Consider the following 17,544-nt stretch of genomic DNA (forward strand, 5'->3'; position numbering starts at 1 on the left):
ACGAAGGAAGTAGGACACCTTGCTCGACGTCAACGTCTTCGACGAGCTGCGCATCGGCCTGGCGACCGCGGAGGACATCCGCACCTGGTCCCACGGCGAGGTCAAGAAGCCCGAGACCATCAACTACCGGACTCTCAAGCCTGAGAAGGACGGCCTCTTCTGCGAGAAGATCTTCGGTCCCACCCGGGACTGGGAGTGCTACTGCGGCAAGTACAAGCGCGTGCGCTTCAAGGGCATCATCTGCGAGCGCTGCGGCGTCGAGGTCACGCGCTCGAAGGTCCGTCGTGAGCGCATGGGCCACATCGAGCTCGCCGCGCCCGTCACGCACATCTGGTTCTTCAAGGGTGTGCCGTCGCGCCTCGGCTACCTGCTCGACCTCGCGCCGAAGGACCTCGAGAAGGTCATCTACTTCGCCGCGTACATGATCACCGAGGTCGACGACGAGGGCCGGCAGGAGGACCTCCCCAACCTCCAGAACGAGATCGACCTGGAGAAGAAGGAGATCACCAACCGCCGCGACGTCGACGTCGACAAGCGCGCGAGCCGGCTCGAGGCCGACCTGGCCGAGCTCGAGGCCGAGGGTGCCAAGGCCGACGCGCGCCGCAAGGTGCGCGACTCCGCCGAGCGCGAGATGGCGCAGATCCGCAAGCGCGCCGACGCCGAGCTCGAGCGTCTCGACGCCGTGTGGGACCGCTTCAAGAACCTCAAGGTCGCCGACCTCGAGGGCGACGAGATGCTGTACCGCCAGCTCACGGACCGGTACGGCAACTACTTCAAGGGTGCGATGGGCGCTGCGGCGATCCAGAAGCGCCTGCAGGACTTCGACCTCGAGGCCGAGGCCGAGTCGCTGCGCGACACGATCAAGAACGGCAAGGGTCAGCGCAAGACGCGCGCGCTCAAGCGGCTCAAGGTCGTCAACGCGTTCCTCACGACGAGCAACACGCCCCAGGGCATGGTGCTCGACGCCGTCCCGGTCATCCCGCCGGACCTGCGCCCCATGGTGCAGCTCGACGGTGGCCGCTTCGCGACGTCGGACCTCAACGACCTGTACCGCCGCGTGATCAACCGGAACAACCGGCTCAAGCGCCTGCTCGACCTCGGCGCGCCCGAGATCATCGTCAACAACGAGAAGCGGATGCTCCAGGAGGCCGTCGACGCGCTGTTCGACAACGGCCGCCGCGGCCGTCCGGTCACGGGCCCGGGCAACCGCCCGCTCAAGTCCATCTCGGACATGCTCAAGGGCAAGCAGGGCCGGTTCCGCCAGAACCTGCTCGGCAAGCGCGTCGACTACTCGGGCCGCTCGGTCATCGTCGTCGGCCCGCAGCTCAAGCTGCACCAGTGCGGCCTGCCCAAGCAGATGGCGCTCGAGCTCTTCAAGCCCTTCGTCATGAAGCGGCTCGTGGACCTCAACCACGCGCAGAACATCAAGTCGGCCAAGCGCATGGTCGAGCGCGCCCGCCCCCAGGTGTGGGACGTGCTCGAGGAGGTCATCACCGAGCACCCCGTGCTGCTCAACCGTGCGCCCACGCTGCACCGACTGGGCATCCAGGCGTTCGAGCCCCAGCTCGTCGAGGGCAAGGCGATCCACCTGCACCCGCTCGTCTGCGGCGCGTTCAACGCCGACTTCGACGGCGACCAGATGGCCGTGCACCTGCCCCTGAGCACGGAGGCGCAGGCCGAGGCCCGCATCCTCATGCTCTCGAGCAACAACATCCTCAAGCCGTCGGACGGCCGTCCGGTGACCATGCCCTCGCAGGACATGATCATCGGCCTGTTCCACCTCACGGCCCACAAGGACGACGAGGACGCGGTCGGCGCCGGCCGTCTGTTCAGCTCGGTCTCCGAGGCGATCATGGCGTTCGACCAGCACTCGCTGGACATCAACGCCGTCGTCACCATCCGGATGTCCGACCTGGTCCCCGGTGACGGCGACTTCGGCCTGGCCGAGGACTGGACGCCGGGCGACGTGGCGCTGGTGCGGACCACGCTGGGTCGCGCGCTCTTCAACGAGCTCCTCCCGGTCGACTACCCGTACGTCAACGGCGTCGTCGACAAGAAGCGGCTGTCCGCGATCGTCAACGACCTGGCCGAGCGGTACCCCAAGGTCGAGGTCGCGGCGAGCCTGGACGCGCTCAAGGAGGCCGGCTTCCACTGGGCCACCCGCTCGGGCGTCACGATCGCCATCTCCGACGTCGCGACGCCGGACGAGAAGGCCGCCATCCTCGAGGAGCACGAGGGCCGTGCGGCCAAGATCCAGGGCCAGTACGAGAAGGGCCTGATCACGGACGACGAGCGCCGTCAGGAGCTCATCGAGATCTGGACGCAGGCGACCGACGAGGTCGCCAAGGCGATGCAGAAGAACTTCCCCGCCCGGAACACGGTCAACCGCATGGTCGGCTCGGGCGCGCGAGGCAACTGGATGCAGGTCCGTCAGATCGCCGGCATGCGCGGCCTCGTGGCGAACCCGAAGGGCGAGATCATCCCCCGCCCGATCAAGTCCAACTACCGCGAGGGCCTCTCGGTCCTGGAGTACTTCATCGCGACGCACGGCGCCCGCAAGGGTCTGGCGGACACCGCTCTGCGGACCGCCGACTCGGGCTACCTCACGCGTCGTCTCGTCGACGTCTCGCAGGACGTCATCGTGCGCGAGGAGGACTGCGGCACCGAGCGTGGCCTCACCCTCCCCGTCGCCGAGGCCCTCGCGGACGGCACGCTGCGTCGCCACGACAAGGTCGAGACGAGCATCTACGCGCGGACCGTGGCGACCGACGTCGTCGCTCCCGACGGCACGGTCGTGGCCCGCGCGGGCGACGACGCGGGCGACCTGGTCATCGACGCCGCCCTCGCGGCCGGTGTGACCGAGGTCAAGGTCCGCTCCGTCCTCACCTGCGAGTCGCGCGTCGGCACGTGCGCGAAGTGCTACGGCCGGTCGCTCGCCACGGGCAAGCTCGTGGACATCGGCGAGGCCGTCGGCATCATCGCCGCGCAGTCCATCGGCGAGCCGGGCACGCAGCTCACCATGCGTACCTTCCACACCGGTGGCGTGGCGTCGGCCGAGGACATCACGCAGGGTCTGCCGCGTGTCCAGGAGCTCTTCGAGGCCCGCACCCCCAAGGGTGAGGCGCAGATCGCGGAGTTCTCCGGCCGGGTCGCGATCGACGAGTCGGACCGCGTCCGGCGCATCGTCCTCACGCCCGACGACGGCTCCGAGGAGATCGCCTACCCGATCACCAAGCGCTCGCGCCTGCTGGTCGCCGACGGCGACCACGTCGAGGTCGGCGCCCAGCTGGCCGTCGGTGCCGTGGACCCGAAGAAGGTCCTGCGCATCCTCGGCCCGCGCGCGACGCAGAAGCACCTGGTGGACGAGGTCCAGGAGGTCTACCGCTCGCAGGGCGTGGACATCCACGACAAGCACATCGAGGTCATCGTCCGGCAGATGCTGCGGCGCGTGACCGTGCTGGACTCGGGCGACACGGACCTGCTCCCGGGCGAGCTGGCCGAGCGCGGCCGGTTCGAGGACGCCAACCGTCGGGCGGTGGCCGAGGGCCGCCAGCCGGCGTCGGGCCGTCCCGAGCTCATGGGCATCACGAAGGCGTCGCTCGCGACGGACTCGTGGCTGTCCGCGGCCTCGTTCCAGGAGACGACGCGCGTCCTCACCGAGGCGTCGATGAGCGGTCGGTCCGACCCGCTGCTCGGCCTCAAGGAGAACGTCATCATCGGCAAGCTCATCCCGGCGGGCACCGGTCTTCCCCGGTACCGGAACGTCGCGGTCGAGCCGACCGAGGAGGCCAAGGCCGAGCTGTACCCGAGCTTCGGCTACGACGAGATCGACTTCCCGCCGCTCGGCATGGGCTCCGGCGAGGCGATCCCGCTCGAGGACATCGACTTCGGCGACCTGCGCTGACGTCACCTCGCTGACGGAGGGGGTCCACCACGCGGTGGGCCCCCTCCGTCGCCTCCGGGCGCTCCCGGGACCGCCGCGCGGCGGGGCCGGGGCGCCCGCTGCACCCGCCCCGGAGCGACCGAGGTCACTTTGACGCTCTCGCGGACCAGCAGGTAACGTAAGTCCCTGTGCCCGCGCCGTCGGGCCCTCGCGCGTGCATCGCGTGCGACCCGCCCGGGAGACCGGGACGGACGTCGTCGGGATGCCGGGTCGTCGACCGGGGTCGCGCGGTCCACCGTCCAGATGAATCCTGGCGGTCGGTCCGTGTCCACGACCGGCCGACACGCCCGGATGCGGGGGTCGGCAGTCGGCGGCGCAGGACGAAAGATCCCAGGTTCGGCACCAGCCGGACCTCGTGACCGGCGGTCGCCGGTCGACCAGAGCCAGACCGAGAAGACGGAGACGTAGTGCCCACGATCCAGCAGCTCGTGCGCAAGGGACGGACGTCCAAGACGACGTCGTCCAAGACGCCGGCCCTCAAGGGCAGCCCGCAGCGGCGCGGTGTGTGCACCCGCGTCTACACCACGACCCCGAAGAAGCCGAACTCCGCGCTGCGCAAGGTCGCACGCGTGAAGCTCTCGAGCCAGATCGAGGTCACCGCCTACATCCCCGGCGTCGGCCACAACCTCCAGGAGCACTCCATCGTGCTCGTGCGCGGCGGTCGTGTGAAGGACCTGCCGGGTGTCCGCTACAAGATCGTGCGCGGTGCGCTCGACACCCAGGGTGTCAAGAACCGCAAGCAGGCGCGCAGCCGTTACGGCGCGAAGAAGGGGAACTGAGATGCCTCGTAAGGGTCCGGCCCCGAAGCGGCCGCTCATCGTCGACCCGGTCTACGGGTCTCCTGTCGTCACGCAGCTCGTGAACAAGGTCCTCCTCGACGGCAAGAAGTCCGTCGCCGAGGCCATCGTCTACGGCGCGCTCGAGGGTGCTCGCGAGAAGACGGGCGGCGACCCCGTCGTCGTCCTCAAGCGCGCGCTCGACAACGTGCGCCCGTCGCTCGAGGTCAAGTCCCGCCGCGTCGGTGGCGCCACGTACCAGGTGCCCGTCGAGGTCCGCCCGGTCCGCGCGACGACGCTCGCGCTGCGCTGGCTCGTGGACTACTCCCGCGCCCGTCGCGAGAAGACCATGACCGAGCGTCTGATGAACGAGATCCTCGACGCCTCCAACGGCCTGGGTGCCGCGGTCAAGCGCCGCGAGGACATGCACAAGATGGCCGAGTCGAACAAGGCGTTCGCGCACTACCGCTGGTAGTCGCCGCCACGGCGGGCGACCGCCGCTCGGCCGGGGACGGCCACAGCTCCACCAGGCCCACCCGGCCACCACCGACTGCTCCAAGAAGGGCTTCACACCGTGGCACTTGACGTGCTGACCGACCTCAACAAGGTCCGCAACATCGGCATCATGGCGCACATCGACGCCGGCAAGACGACGACCACCGAGCGGATCCTGTTCTACACCGGGGTCAACTACAAGATCGGTGAGACGCACGACGGCGCCTCGACGATGGACTGGATGGAGCAGGAGCAGGAGCGCGGCATCACGATCACGTCGGCCGCGACGACCTGCTACTGGAAGAACAACCAGATCAACATCATCGACACGCCCGGCCACGTCGACTTCACCGTCGAGGTGGAGCGCTCGCTGCGCGTGCTCGACGGTGCGGTCGCCGTGTTCGACGGCAAGGAGGGTGTCGAGCCCCAGTCCGAGACGGTGTGGCGGCAGGCGGACAAGTACAACGTCCCCCGCATCTGCTTCGTCAACAAGATGGACAAGCTCGGCGCGGACTTCTACTTCACGGTCGACACGATCGTGAACCGCCTCAAGGCCAAGCCGCTGGTCATCCAGCTGCCGATCGGCTCGGAGAACGACTTCGTCGGCGTCGTCGACCTCATCGAGCAGAAGGCGCTCGTGTGGCGCGGCGAGACGAAGCTCGGCGAGGAGTACTCCGTCGAGGAGATCCCGGCCGACATGGTCGAGAAGGCCGAGCAGTACCGCGCCGACCTCGTCGAGGCGGTCGCGGAGGCCAGCGAGGAGCTCCTCGAGAAGTACCTGGGCGGCGAGGAGATCTCGGTCGCCGAGCTCAAGGCCGGCATCCGGACGCTCACGATCACGTCGCAGGCGTACCCGGTCCTGTGCGGCTCGGCGTTCAAGAACAAGGGCGTGCAGCCCATGCTCGACGCGGTCATCGACTACCTGCCGTCCCCGCTGGACGTGCCGGCCATCGAGGGCCACGACGCCAAGGACCCCGAGCTCGTCGTCGAGCGCCACCCGGACGCCACGGAGCCGTTCTCGGCCCTCGCGTTCAAGGTCGCGTCGCACCCGTTCTTCGGCAAGCTGACGTACGTCCGCGTGTACTCCGGCAAGGTCCCCTCCGGCGCCCAGGTGGTCAACTCCACCAAGGGCAAGAAGGAGCGCATCGGGAAGCTCTTCCAGATGCACTCCAACAAGGAGAACCCGGTCGAGGAGGCCACGGCCGGCCACATCTACGCGTTCATCGGCCTCAAGGACGTCACCACGGGCGACACGCTCTGCGACCCGGCCCACCAGGTCGTGCTCGAGTCGATGACCTTCCCGGAGCCCGTCATCGACGTGGCGATCGAGCCGAAGACGAAGGGCGACCAGGAGAAGCTGTCGGTCGCCATCCAGAAGCTCGCCGAGGAGGACCCGACCTTCCGCGTCAAGCTCGACGAGGAGACCGGCCAGACCGTCATCGGCGGCATGGGCGAGCTCCACCTCGACATCCTCGTCGACCGCATGCGGCGCGAGTTCAAGGTCGAGGCGAACGTCGGCAAGCCGCAGGTCGCGTACCGCGAGACGATCCGCCGTGCGGTCGAGAAGATCGACTACACGCACAAGAAGCAGACCGGTGGCTCGGGCCAGTACGCGAAGGTCCAGATGACCTTCGAGCCGCTCGAGTCGGAGGACGGCGAGCTCTACCAGTTCGTCAACGCCGTCACGGGTGGCCGCGTCCCGCGCGAGTACATCCCGAGCGTCGACGCCGGCATCCAGAGCGCGATGGAGCTCGGCGTGCTCGCCGGCTACCCGCTCGTCGGGATCAAGGCGACGCTGCTCGACGGTGCGGCGCACGACGTCGACTCCTCGGAGATGGCGTTCAAGATCGCCGGCTCGATGATCCTCAAGGAGGCGGTCCGCAAGGCGGACCCGGTGCTCCTCGAGCCGGTCATGGCCGTCGAGGTGCGCACCCCTGAGGACTACATGGGCGACGTCATCGGCGACATCAACTCGCGCCGCGGCATGATCCAGTCCATGGAGGACGCCACGGGCGTGAAGGTCATCCGCGCGCTCGTGCCGCTGTCGGAGATGTTCGGCTACGTCGGCGACCTGCGTTCCAAGACGCAGGGCCGCGCGGTGTACTCGATGCAGTTCGACAGCTACGCCGAGGTTCCTCGTAACGTTGCCGAGGAGATCATCAAGAAGACCCGGGGCGAGTAGTCCCACAGGTCGTCAGCAAGTCCAGTTCCACACACAACCTGTAGCGACCCGCACGCCCCGCAGGAGTCAGCCGGCACCTGCATCGTTCGGCACAACTACCCAGTCCGAGGAGGACCCCAGTGGCGAAGGCCAAGTTCGAGCGGACCAAGCCGCACGTCAACATCGGGACCATCGGTCACGTCGACCACGGCAAGACGACGCTGACCGCTGCCATCTCGAAGGTGCTGCACGACAAGTACCCCACCCTGAACCCCTTCACGCCGTTCGACGAGATCGACAAGGCGCCGGAGGAGAAGCAGCGCGGTATCACGATCAACATCGCGCACGTCGAGTACCAGACGGAGAAGCGCCACTACGCGCACGTCGACGCGCCCGGTCACGCCGACTACATCAAGAACATGATCACCGGTGCGGCGCAGATGGACGGCGCCATCCTCGTGGTCGCCGCGACGGACGGCCCGATGGCCCAGACGCGTGAGCACGTCCTGCTCGCCCGTCAGGTCGGCGTGCCCTACCTGCTCGTCGCGCTCAACAAGTCCGACATGGTCGACGACGAGGAGATCCTCGAGCTCGTCGAGATGGAGGTCCGCGAGCTGCTGTCGGCCCAGGGCTTCGACGGCGACGACGCGCCCGTGGTCCGGGTCTCCGGCCTCAAGGCGCTCGAGGGCGACCCGGAGTGGGTCAAGGCCGTCGAGGCGCTCCTGGACGCCGTGGACGAGTCGGTCCCGGAGCCGGTCCGCGACATGGACAAGCCGTTCCTCATGCCCATCGAGGACGTCTTCACCATCACGGGCCGTGGCACCGTCGTCACCGGCAAGGTCGACCGCGGCAAGCTCGCGATCAACTCCGAGGTCGAGATCGTCGGCATCCGCCCGGCGCAGAAGACCACGGTCACCGGTATCGAGATGTTCCACAAGCAGATGGACGAGGCGTGGGCCGGCGAGAACTGCGGCCTCCTGCTCCGTGGCATCAAGCGTGAGGACGTCGAGCGCGGACAGGTCGTCGTGAAGCCGGGTTCGATCACGCCGCACACCGACTTCGAGGCCCAGGTCTACATCCTGGCCAAGGACGAGGGCGGCCGTCACAACCCGTTCTACTCGAACTACCGTCCGCAGTTCTACTTCCGCACCACCGACGTCACCGGCGTCATCACGCTGCCCGAGGGCACCGAGATGGTCATGCCCGGCGACAACACCGAGATGACGGTCGAGCTGATCCAGCCGATCGCCATGGAGGAGGGCCTCGGCTTCGCCATCCGTGAGGGTGGTCGGACCGTCGGCTCCGGCAAGGTGACGAAGATCCTCAAGTGACGTGAGCGAGGGCCCGGGCCTGGTGCCCGGGCCCTCGCCATGTCCGGTGTGCCCCCGGTGTGACCGGGGCGACGTCCGGCCGATTGGTAATCGGCTGGGGCGTCTGGCACACTGTTCAGGTTGCCCGGCGCCGCCGTGCGCCGCGCAGGCAGGGGAGCGTTCCACGAGCCCCGCAGCGCGGTCGTCAGGTGTGAGACCGGCAGCCAAGCACGACAGACGTTGAGGAGCAGGTGCCTCGCCCACATCCGGGCGACGGGGACTGGCTCCACACAGCATCCAACGACCTCGCTCCTCACGGTGCGCAGCGCGAAGGTGTGTCGCGAATCGCGACACGCCCGAGTGCGGGGGTCGGACAGCCAGCGGTTCGAGAGAGAGAGTCAGACGACGCCATGGCGGGACAGAAGATCCGCATCCGGCTCAAGTCCTACGACCACGAGGTCATCGACAGCTCGGCGCGCAAGATCGTCGACACGGTGACGCGCGCTGGTGCGACGGTCGTGGGTCCGGTGCCGCTGCCGACGGAGAAGAACGTCTTCTGCGTCATCCGGTCGCCTCACAAGTACAAGGACAGCCGCGAGCACTTCGAGATGCGCACGCACAAGCGCCTCATCGACATCATCGATCCCACGCCGAAGGCGGTGGACTCGCTCATGCGACTCGACCTGCCCGCGGACGTGAACATCGAGATCAAGCTCTGAGGCCGGTCAGGAGATCACGATGACCACGCTTCCCCAGAACGCCAAGCCGATCACGGCACTGCTCGGGACCAAGCTGGGCATGACCCAGCTGTGGGACGAGGCCGGGCGCCTCGTGCCGGTCACGGTCGTGCAGGTCGGCACCAACGTGGTGACGCAGGTGCGCAGCACGGACGCCGACGGCTACGCCGCGGTCCAGCTCGCCTACGGGCCCATCGACCCGCGCAAGGTGACGCAGCCCCTCAAGGGCCACTTCGAGAAGGCCGGCGTCACGCCGCGCCGTCACGTCGCCGAGATCCGCACGTCCGACGCAGCCGAGTTCACGCTCGGCCAGGAGATCACCGCCGAGGCCTTCACGGCCGGCCAGGTGGTCGACGTCGTCGGCACCACCAAGGGCAAGGGCACGGCCGGTGTCATGAAGCGTCACGGCTTCTCCGGCGTCGGCGCCTCCCACGGTGCGCACCGCAACCACCGCAAGCCCGGCTCGATCGGCGGCGCCTCGACGCCGTCGCGCGTCTTCAAGGGCCTGCGCATGGCCGGTCGCATGGGCCACGTGCGCCAGACCACCCAGAACCTGACCGTTCACGCGGTCGACGCCGAGCGGGGCCTCCTGCTCGTCAAGGGCGCCGTTCCCGGCCCCAAGGGCGGCGTCGTCCTCGTGCGTAGTGCCGCGAAGGGGGCGTGACCATGTCCGCGCTGACCGTCGACGTGCTGGACGCCACGGGCAAGAAGGCCGGCACCGCCGAGCTCCCTGCCGAGGTGTTCGACGTCCAGACGAACGTTCCGCTGATCCACCAGGTCGTGGTGGCCCAGCTCGCCGCCGCCCGCCAGGGCACCCACTCCACGAAGAGCCGTGGCGAGGTGTCCGGTGGTGGCAAGAAGCCGTACAAGCAGAAGGGCACCGGCCGCGCGCGCCAGGGCTCGACGCGTGCGCCGCAGTTCGCCGGCGGTGGCGTCGTCCACGGCCCCACGCCGCGTGACTACAGCCAGCGCACGCCCAAGAAGATGAAGGCGGCCGCCCTGCGCGGCGCCCTGTCCGACCGGGCCCGGGCCGGCCGCGTGCACGTCGTGGAGAGCTTCGCCGCCGAGGGCTCCGTGCCCTCGACGCGCACGGCCGTCGCGACCCTCGCGTCGATCTCGCAGCGTCGCCACGTCCTCGTGGTGCTCGAGCGGGGCGACGAGGCCAGCTGGAAGTCGCTGCGCAACGCCGAGCAGGTCCACCTGCTCCAGGCCGACCAGCTCAACACCTACGACGTGCTCGTCTCCGACGACGTCGTCTTCACCCGCGGTGCGCTCGAGGCCTTCCTCACGCGCCCCACGGGCAAGGCGGCCAAGGCCGTCGCGACGTCGACCGAGGCCGAGCAGGACGCTGAGGAGACGAAGTGACCACGCTGAACAAGGACCCGCGCGACATCCTCATCTCGCCGGTCGTCTCCGAGAAGAGCTACGGCCTGCTCGACGAGGGCAAGTACACCTTCGTGGTCGACCCGCGCGCCAACAAGACGGAGATCAAGATCGCCGTCGAGCAGGTGTTCGACGTCGAGGTCGCCTCGGTCAACACGATCAACCGCAAGGGCAAGTCGCGGCGGACGAAGTTCGGCCTGGGCAAGCGCAAGGACACCAAGCGCGCGATCGTCACGCTGCGCTCGGGCACCATCGACATCTTCGGCGGACCGGTCGGCTGACGCCGGACCGACGAGACACAAGGGACTGACCTCCATGGGAATCCGCAAGTACAAGCCGACGACGCCCGGCCGTCGTGGCTCGAGCGTCGCCGACTTCGTCGAGATCACGCGCTCCGAGCCCGAGAAGTCGCTCGTCCGGCCGCTGCACAAGACCGGTGGCCGCAACAGCACCGGTCGTGTGACGACGCGCCACCAGGGCGGCGGGCACAAGCGCGCCTACCGCGTGATCGACTTCCGTCGTCACGACAAGGACGGCGTGCCGGCCAAGGTCGCGCACATCGAGTACGACCCCAACCGCACCGCGCGCATCGCGCTGCTGCACTACGCGGACGGCGAGAAGCGCTACATCATCGCGCCGAACAAGCTGTCGCAGGGTGACGTGGTGGAGAACGGCGCCTCGGCCGACATCAAGCCGGGCAACAACCTCCCGCTGCGCAACATCCCGACCGGTACCGTCATCCACGCCATCGAGCTCAAGCCCGGTGGCGGCGCGAAGATGGCCCGCTCGGCGGGCGCCTCGGTGCAGCTCGTCGCCAAGGACGGTCCCTACGCCCAGCTGCGTCTGCCCTCGGGCGAGATCCGCAACGTCGACCTGCGCTGCCGCGCCACGGTCGGCGAGGTCGGCAACGCCGAGCAGTCGAACATCAACTGGGGCAAGGCCGGCCGCATGCGCTGGAAGGGCAAGCGCCCGTCGGTCCGTGGTGTCGCGATGAACCCGATCGACCACCCGCACGGTGGTGGTGAGGGCAAGACGTCCGGTGGTCGTCACCCGGTGAGCCCCTGGGGCCAGCCGGAGGGCCGCACGCGCCGTCCGAACAAGCCGAGCGACAAGCTCATCGTCCGTCGCCGCCGGTCCGGCAAGAACAAGAAGCGCTGAAAAGGAGCCTGACAGATGCCTCGCAGCCTGAAGAAGGGCCCCTTCGTCGACGGCCACCTCCAGAAGAAGGTGGACGTGCAGAACGAGAAGGGGACCAAGACGGTCATCAAGACCTGGTCCCGGCGCTCGATGATCACGCCGGACTTCCTCGGCCACACGTTCGCCGTGCACGACGGCCGCAAGCACGTCCCGGTCTTCGTGACCGAGTCGATGGTCGGCCACAAGCTCGGCGAGTTCGCCCCCACGCGGACCTTCCGCGGCCACGAGAAGGACGACCGCAAGGGCCGTCGTCGCTGACCTCACGGTCACCGACGACAACCCGGCGGTACGTCATCCACTGACAGAAGAAGGCAGGACAGCAATGGAAGCCAAGGCGCAGGCGCGGTTCGTCCGTGTCACGCCCCAGAAGGCCCGGCGCGTCGTGGACCTCATCCGTGGCAAGCAGGCCGAGCAGGCCGTCGCGACGCTGAAGTTCGCGCCGCAGGCCGCGGGGGAGACGGTCCTCAAGGTCGTCGAGAGCGCGATCGCCAACGCCCGCGTCAAGGCGGACCGCGCGAACGTCGCGTTCGACGCCTCGACGCTCGTGGTCTCCGAGGCGTACGTGGACGAGGGCCCGACCCTCAAGCGTTTCCGCCCGCGGGCCCAGGGTCGCGCGAGCCAGATCCTCAAGCGCACGAGCCACATCACCGTGGTCGTCGCGCCGGTCGAGAAGAAGGAGAGGACCCGATAGTGGGACAGAAGGTCAACCCGCACGGGTACCGCCTCGGCATCACCACCGACCACCGGTCGCGCTGGTTCGCCGACAGCACCAAGCCCGGGCAGCGCTACCGCGACTACGTCCGCGAGGACGTCCAGATCCGCAAGCTCATGTCGACGGGCCTCGAGCGCGCCGGCATCGCCAAGGTCGAGATCGAGCGCACGCGTGACCGCGTCCGCGTGGACATCCACACGGCGCGTCCCGGCATCGTCATCGGCCGCCGTGGCGCCGAGGCCGACCGCATCCGCGGCGAGCTCGAGAAGCTCACGGGCAAGCAGGTCCAGCTCAACATCCTCGAGGTCAAGAACGCCGAGATCGAGGCGCAGCTGGTCGCGCAGGGCATCGCCGAGCAGCTCGCGAGCCGTGTCTCGTTCCGCCGCGCCATGCGCAAGGGCATGCAGTCCGCCCAGCGCGCGGGTGCCAAGGGCATCCGGGTCCAGTGCTCGGGTCGCCTCGGCGGCGCCGAGATGAGCCGGTCGGAGTTCTACCGCGAGGGCCGCGTGCCCCTGCACACGCTCCGCGCGAACATCGACTTCGGTCTCTTCGAGGCGAAGACGACGTTCGGCCAGATCGGCGTCAAGGTCTGGATCTACAAGGGCGACATGACCGAGAAGGAGTTCGCCCGCGAGCAGGCCACGGCCGGCCCGCGCGCGCCCCGCGGTGGTCCGCGCGGCGACCGTGGCGACCGTCCGGCTCGTGGTCCGCGCCGTGACCGTGCCGAGGGCACGTCCGAGGCACCGGCCCAGCCGGCCGCCGAGGCCGCTCCCGCCGGCGAGGCTTCGACCGGAACGGAGGCCTGAGCATGCTGATCCCGCGCAGGCTCAAGCACCGCAAGCAGCACCACCCGTCGCGCTCCGGCGCGGCCACGGGTGGCACCGCGATCTCGTTCGGCGAGTACGGCATCCAGGCTCTCGAGCCCGCCTACGTCACGAACCGGCAGATCGAGGCTGCTCGTATCGCCATGACCCGCCACATCAAGCGTGGTGGCAAGGTCTGGATCAACATCTACCCCGACCGTCCGCTGACCAAGAAGCCGGCGGAGACCCGCATGGGTTCCGGTAAGGGTTCCCCCGAGTGGTGGATCGCGAACGTCAAGCCGGGCCGCGTGCTCTTCGAGCTCGCCGGCGTCCCGGAGCCCCTCGCCCGTGAGGCGATGCGGCGTGCGATGCACAAGCTCCCGATGAAGTGCCGTTTCGTGGTGCGCGAGGGTGGTGGCAACTGATGGCTATCGGGTCGAAGGAGCTTGCTCCGACCGAGCTGGACGGCATGGACGACGACGCGCTCGTCGCCGAGCTGAAGAAGGCCAAGGAGGAGCTGTTCAACCTCCGCTTCCAGTCCGCCACCGGCCAGCTCGAGAGCCACGGTCGGCTCAAGGCCGTGCGTCGCGACATCGCGCGGATCTACACGATCCTGCGCGAGCGCGAGCTCGGCATCCGTACCGCACCCAGCTCCAGCGCTGAGTGAGCGAGAGGTCTGACATGAGCAGCGAGAACGCAAGCGCGGCGACGGCCGCCGAGTCGACGGGCGCCGAGCACCGGCCGTACCGCAAGACGCGGCGGGGCTACGTCCTCAGCGACAAGATGGACAAGACCGTGGTGGTCGAGGTCGAGGACCGGGTCAAGCACCCGCTCTACGGCAAGGTCATGCGGCGCACGAGCAAGGTCAAGGCGCACGACGAGGCCAACGCGGCCGGCACGGGCGACCTGGTCCTGATCATGGAGACCCGCCCGCTGTCCGCGACCAAGCGGTGGCGCGTCGTGGAGATCCTCGAGAAGGCGAAGTAGTCCAGCCGGTCGGGCGCCCCGCACCCCGGGGCGCCAGCCAGCAGGTCACCGACCGGACGCCCGACCACACACATCCGTTCGGCAAGGCTCGCTCGCGAGCAGCGCAGCGAGAACCAGCAGACGACAGGAGTAGGGAAAGATGATCCAGCAGGAGTCGCGACTCAAGGTCGCCGACAACACGGGTGCGAAGCAGATCCTCTGCATCCGGGTTCTCGGTGGCTCTGGCCGTCGCTACGCCGGAATCGGCGACGTCATCGTCGCGACCGTCAAGGACGCCATCCCCGGCGGCAACGTCAAGAAGGGCGACGTCGTCAAGGCCGTGATCGTGCGCACCACCAAGGAGCGCCGTCGCCCGGACGGTTCGTACATCAAGTTCGACGAGAACGCCGCCGTGATCCTCAAGGGTGACGGCGAGCCTCGCGGCACCCGCATCTTCGGCCCGGTGGGTCGTGAGCTGCGCGACAAGAAGTTCATGAAGATCATCTCGCTGGCGCCGGAGGTGCTCTGACCATGGCCAAGATCAAGAAGGGCGACCTCGTCGTCGTCATCTCGGGCCGCGACCGCGGCAAGCAGGGGCGCGTGCTCGAGGTCGTCAAGGACTCGGACCGCGTCATCGTCGAGGGCGTCCAGCGTGTGACCAAGCACGTCAAGGCCGGCCAGTCGAACCGCGGCACGCGCACGGGTGGCATCGAGACCGTCGAGGCCCCCATCCACGTCAGCAATGTGATGCTGGTCGACCCGGAGACCAAGAAGGGCACCCGGGTCGGGTACCGCACCGAGGAGATCGAGCGCGACGGGCGTACCCGCACCGTCCGGGTCCGCGTGGCCAAGCGCTCCGGTAAGGACATCTGATGAGCACCCAGACCGAGGCCGCGACCACCGAGACCCGTGAGGTCCCGCGGCTCAAGGCGCGCTACGCCGAGGAGATCCTCCCGGCGCTCCGCGAGGAGTTCGCGCACGAGAACGTCAACCAGGTCGCGCGCCTGGTGAAGATCGTCGTCAACATGGGCGTCGGTGAGGCCGCGCGCGACTCGAAGCTCATCGAGGGCGCGATCAAGGACCTCACCGCGATCACCGGGCAGAAGCCGCAGGTGACCAAGGCGCGCAAGTCGATCGCCCAGTTCAAGCTGCGCGAGGGCATGCCGATCGGCGCCCACGTGACGCTGCGCGGCGACCGGATGTGGGAGTTCGCGGACCGGCTGGTCTCGCTCGCCCTCCCGCGCATCCGCGACTTCCGTGGCCTGTCGCCGAAGCAGTTCGACGGGCACGGCAACTACACCTTCGGCCTGACCGAGCAGGTGATGTTCCACGAGATCGACCCCGACCGCACCGACCGGCAGCGCGGCATGGACATCACCGTCGTGACGACCGCGACCACCGACGACGAGGGCCGCTCGCTGCTCCGCCGTCTGGGCTTCCCCTTCAAGGAGAACTGACATGGCGAAGACTGCCCTGATCCAGAAGGCGGCGCGCAAGCCGAAGTTCGGCGTCCGTGCCTACAGCCGGTGCCAGCGGTGCGGCCGTCCGCACTCGGTCTACCGCAAGTTCGGCCTCTGCCGTATCTGCGTGCGCCAGATGGCGCACCGCGGCGAGCTTCCCGGTGTCACCAAGAGCAGCTGGTAACGACGACGCCGTAGGTCCGGCGGTGCACTCCGCACCGCCGCGATACCGCGGCGAGGAAGGGCGACAGCCCGATGATGACTGACCCGATCGCAGACATGCTCACCCGTCTGCGGAACGCGAACTCCGCGTACCACGACTCCGTCACGATGCCCTACAGCAAGCTCAAGGGGAACATCGCCGACATCCTCAAGGCCGAGGGCTACATCGCCGGCTGGTCCGTCGAGGACGCCCTCGTGGGCAAGAGCCTCACGATCCAGCTGAAGTTCGGCCCCAACCGCGAGCGCTCGCTCGCCGGCGTCCGCCGCGTGTCCAAGCCGGGCCTGCGCGTGTACGCCAAGTCGACCAACCTGCCCCGCGTGCTGGGCGGCCTCGGCGTGGCGATCCTCTCCACGTCCTCCGGCCTGCTCACCGACAAGCAGGCCGCCAAGAAGGGCGTGGGTGGGGAAGTCCTCGCCTACGTCTGGTAACCCGAGAACCGAGAGGAGAAGACCATGTCTCGAATCGGCAAGGTCCCCGTCCCGGTCCCGGCCGGCGTGGACGTGAGCATCGACGGCGCCGAGGTGACGGTCAAGGGCCCCAAGGGCACCCTGACGCACACCGTCCCCGCGCCCATCCAGGTCGCCCAGGAGGACGGCACCCTCGTGGTGACGCGCCCGGACGACGAGCGCGCGTCGCGCTCGCTGCACGGCCTGACCCGCACGCTGCTGTCGAACCTCGTCGTGGGCGTCACCGAGGGCTACACCAAGCGCCTCGAGATCGTCGGCACGGGCTACCGCGTGACCGCCAAGGGCTCGGACCTCGAGTTCGCCCTCGGCTTCAGCCACCCGGTCGTCGTCAGCGCGCCCGAGGGCATCTCCTTCGCGGTCGAGGCGCCCACGCGCTTCTCCGTGAGCGGGATCGACAAGCAGCAGGTCGGCGAGGTCGCCGCGAACATCCGCAAGATCCGCAAGCCCGAGCCGTACAAGGGCAAGGGTGTGCGCTACGCGGGCGAGGTCGTCCGCCGCAAGGCCGGAAAGGCTGGTAAGTGACGATGGCACTCACGATCCGTGGCAAGGGCAAGTCCGTCGCCCGTGCGCGTCGCCACCTGCGCCTGCGCAAGAAGGTCACCGGCACGCCGGTGCGCCCGCGTCTCGTCGTCTCGCGCTCGAGCCGCCACATGGTGGCCCAGGTCGTCGACGACACCGTCGGCCGCACGCTGGCCTCCGCGTCGACCCTCGAGGTCGACCTGCGGGGCTTCGACGGCGACAAGACCGCCAAGGCCCGTCGCGTCGGTGAGCTCGTGGCCGAGCGCGCCAAGGCCGCCGGCGTCGAGGCCGTCGTGTTCGACCGCGGCGGCAACAAGTACCACGGGCGGGTCGCGGCGGTCGCCGACGGCGCCCGCGAGGGCGGGCTGGTCCTGTGACCGCCACCCGAGTCC

23 protein-coding genes are annotated in these 17,544 nt (G+C 68.8%); all 23 read left to right on the forward strand.

Annotation, left to right across the window (positions count from 1 at the left end):
- Positions 1-19: 19 nt before the first annotated feature.
- The 23 genes from JIG38_RS05025 (at position 20) to rplR (ending at position 17,529) form a co-directional block, all read left to right on the forward strand.
- Positions 20-3,904: a DNA-directed RNA polymerase subunit beta' gene (locus JIG38_RS05025; protein ID WP_199422677.1), complete on the forward strand. Its 3,885-nt coding sequence runs from the start codon at positions 20-22 to the stop codon at positions 3,902-3,904.
- Between the two features lie 446 nt (positions 3,905-4,350).
- Entirely contained in the window at positions 4,351-4,722 is a 372-nt protein-coding gene (gene rpsL / locus JIG38_RS05030) for a 30S ribosomal protein S12 (protein WP_199422678.1), read from the forward strand.
- Between the two features lies 1 nt (position 4,723).
- The gene (gene rpsG, locus JIG38_RS05035) at positions 4,724-5,194 is read left to right on the forward strand and encodes a 30S ribosomal protein S7 (protein WP_199422679.1); all 471 of its coding nucleotides are present in this window, start codon (positions 4,724-4,726) and stop codon (positions 5,192-5,194) included.
- 99 nt (positions 5,195-5,293) lie between these two features.
- Positions 5,294-7,396, forward strand: coding sequence for an elongation factor G (gene fusA / locus JIG38_RS05040; protein WP_199422680.1), 2,103 nt, complete (start codon positions 5,294-5,296; stop codon positions 7,394-7,396).
- Positions 7,397-7,515: 119 nt separating this feature from the next.
- The gene (gene tuf, locus JIG38_RS05045) at positions 7,516-8,706 is read left to right on the forward strand and encodes an elongation factor Tu (RefSeq protein WP_199422681.1); all 1,191 of its coding nucleotides are present in this window, start codon (positions 7,516-7,518) and stop codon (positions 8,704-8,706) included.
- A 389-nt stretch (positions 8,707-9,095) separates the two neighbouring features.
- A complete protein-coding gene (gene rpsJ / locus JIG38_RS05050) occupies positions 9,096-9,404 on the forward strand; it encodes a 30S ribosomal protein S10 (RefSeq protein ID WP_012867945.1) in 309 nt (102 codons plus the stop codon).
- A 19-nt stretch (positions 9,405-9,423) separates the two neighbouring features.
- Positions 9,424-10,086: a 50S ribosomal protein L3 gene (gene rplC / locus JIG38_RS05055; RefSeq protein WP_199422682.1), complete on the forward strand. Its 663-nt coding sequence runs from the start codon at positions 9,424-9,426 to the stop codon at positions 10,084-10,086.
- Positions 10,087-10,088: 2 nt separating this feature from the next.
- Positions 10,089-10,787: a 50S ribosomal protein L4 gene (gene rplD, locus JIG38_RS05060; protein WP_199422683.1), complete on the forward strand. Its 699-nt coding sequence runs from the start codon at positions 10,089-10,091 to the stop codon at positions 10,785-10,787.
- Positions 10,784-11,086: a 50S ribosomal protein L23 gene (rplW, locus tag JIG38_RS05065; RefSeq protein ID WP_199422684.1), complete on the forward strand. Its 303-nt coding sequence runs from the start codon at positions 10,784-10,786 to the stop codon at positions 11,084-11,086. Before rplD ends, rplW begins: the two co-directional genes overlap by 4 nt.
- Positions 11,087-11,120: 34 nt before the next feature.
- Positions 11,121-11,963 carry a 50S ribosomal protein L2 gene (gene rplB / locus JIG38_RS05070; RefSeq protein WP_199422685.1) on the forward strand — a complete coding sequence of 281 codons (843 nt, stop codon included), beginning with the start codon at positions 11,121-11,123 and terminating at the stop codon, positions 11,961-11,963.
- 15 nt (positions 11,964-11,978) lie between these two features.
- A complete protein-coding gene (gene rpsS, locus JIG38_RS05075; RefSeq protein ID WP_182112038.1) occupies positions 11,979-12,260 on the forward strand; it encodes a 30S ribosomal protein S19 in 282 nt (93 codons plus the stop codon).
- Positions 12,261-12,324: 64 nt separating this feature from the next.
- The gene (gene rplV / locus JIG38_RS05080) at positions 12,325-12,693 is read left to right on the forward strand and encodes a 50S ribosomal protein L22 (RefSeq protein ID WP_199422686.1); all 369 of its coding nucleotides are present in this window, start codon (positions 12,325-12,327) and stop codon (positions 12,691-12,693) included.
- A complete protein-coding gene (gene rpsC / locus JIG38_RS05085) occupies positions 12,693-13,520 on the forward strand; it encodes a 30S ribosomal protein S3 (RefSeq protein WP_199422687.1) in 828 nt (275 codons plus the stop codon). The genes rplV and rpsC overlap by 1 nt, the downstream gene beginning before the upstream one ends.
- Before the next feature lie 2 nt (positions 13,521-13,522).
- Positions 13,523-13,942 (forward strand): 50S ribosomal protein L16, encoded by a 420-nt coding sequence (rplP, locus tag JIG38_RS05090; protein WP_149204211.1) that lies wholly within the window; start codon positions 13,523-13,525, stop codon positions 13,940-13,942.
- The gene (gene rpmC, locus JIG38_RS05095) at positions 13,942-14,184 is read left to right on the forward strand and encodes a 50S ribosomal protein L29 (RefSeq protein WP_199422688.1); all 243 of its coding nucleotides are present in this window, start codon (positions 13,942-13,944) and stop codon (positions 14,182-14,184) included. The genes rplP and rpmC overlap by 1 nt, the downstream gene beginning before the upstream one ends.
- A gap of 14 nt (positions 14,185-14,198) precedes the next feature.
- Positions 14,199-14,504 (forward strand): 30S ribosomal protein S17, encoded by a 306-nt coding sequence (rpsQ, locus tag JIG38_RS05100; RefSeq protein ID WP_199422689.1) that lies wholly within the window; start codon positions 14,199-14,201, stop codon positions 14,502-14,504.
- A 139-nt stretch (positions 14,505-14,643) separates the two neighbouring features.
- On the forward strand, positions 14,644-15,012 hold the full coding sequence (gene rplN, locus JIG38_RS05105) for a 50S ribosomal protein L14 (RefSeq protein ID WP_182112032.1): 369 nt from the start codon (positions 14,644-14,646) through the stop codon (positions 15,010-15,012).
- A gap of 2 nt (positions 15,013-15,014) precedes the next feature.
- On the forward strand, positions 15,015-15,356 hold the full coding sequence (rplX, locus tag JIG38_RS05110) for a 50S ribosomal protein L24 (protein WP_199422690.1): 342 nt from the start codon (positions 15,015-15,017) through the stop codon (positions 15,354-15,356).
- The gene (rplE, locus tag JIG38_RS05115) at positions 15,356-15,940 is read left to right on the forward strand and encodes a 50S ribosomal protein L5 (protein WP_199422691.1); all 585 of its coding nucleotides are present in this window, start codon (positions 15,356-15,358) and stop codon (positions 15,938-15,940) included. The genes rplX and rplE overlap by 1 nt, the downstream gene beginning before the upstream one ends.
- A 1-nt stretch (position 15,941) precedes the next feature.
- Entirely contained in the window at positions 15,942-16,127 is a 186-nt protein-coding gene (locus JIG38_RS05120; RefSeq protein ID WP_199422692.1) for a type Z 30S ribosomal protein S14, read from the forward strand.
- Between the two features lie 74 nt (positions 16,128-16,201).
- Entirely contained in the window at positions 16,202-16,594 is a 393-nt protein-coding gene (gene rpsH / locus JIG38_RS05125) for a 30S ribosomal protein S8 (RefSeq protein ID WP_199422693.1), read from the forward strand.
- A gap of 24 nt (positions 16,595-16,618) precedes the next feature.
- Positions 16,619-17,155, forward strand: coding sequence for a 50S ribosomal protein L6 (gene rplF / locus JIG38_RS05130; protein ID WP_199422694.1), 537 nt, complete (start codon positions 16,619-16,621; stop codon positions 17,153-17,155).
- Positions 17,156-17,157: 2 nt separating this feature from the next.
- On the forward strand, positions 17,158-17,529 hold the full coding sequence (gene rplR, locus JIG38_RS05135) for a 50S ribosomal protein L18 (protein WP_199422751.1): 372 nt from the start codon (positions 17,158-17,160) through the stop codon (positions 17,527-17,529).
- Positions 17,530-17,544 lie beyond the last annotated feature (15 nt).

This window comes from Actinotalea solisilvae (assembly GCF_016464425.1).
GTDB classification, from domain to species: Bacteria; Actinomycetota; Actinomycetes; order Actinomycetales; family Cellulomonadaceae; genus Actinotalea; species Actinotalea solisilvae.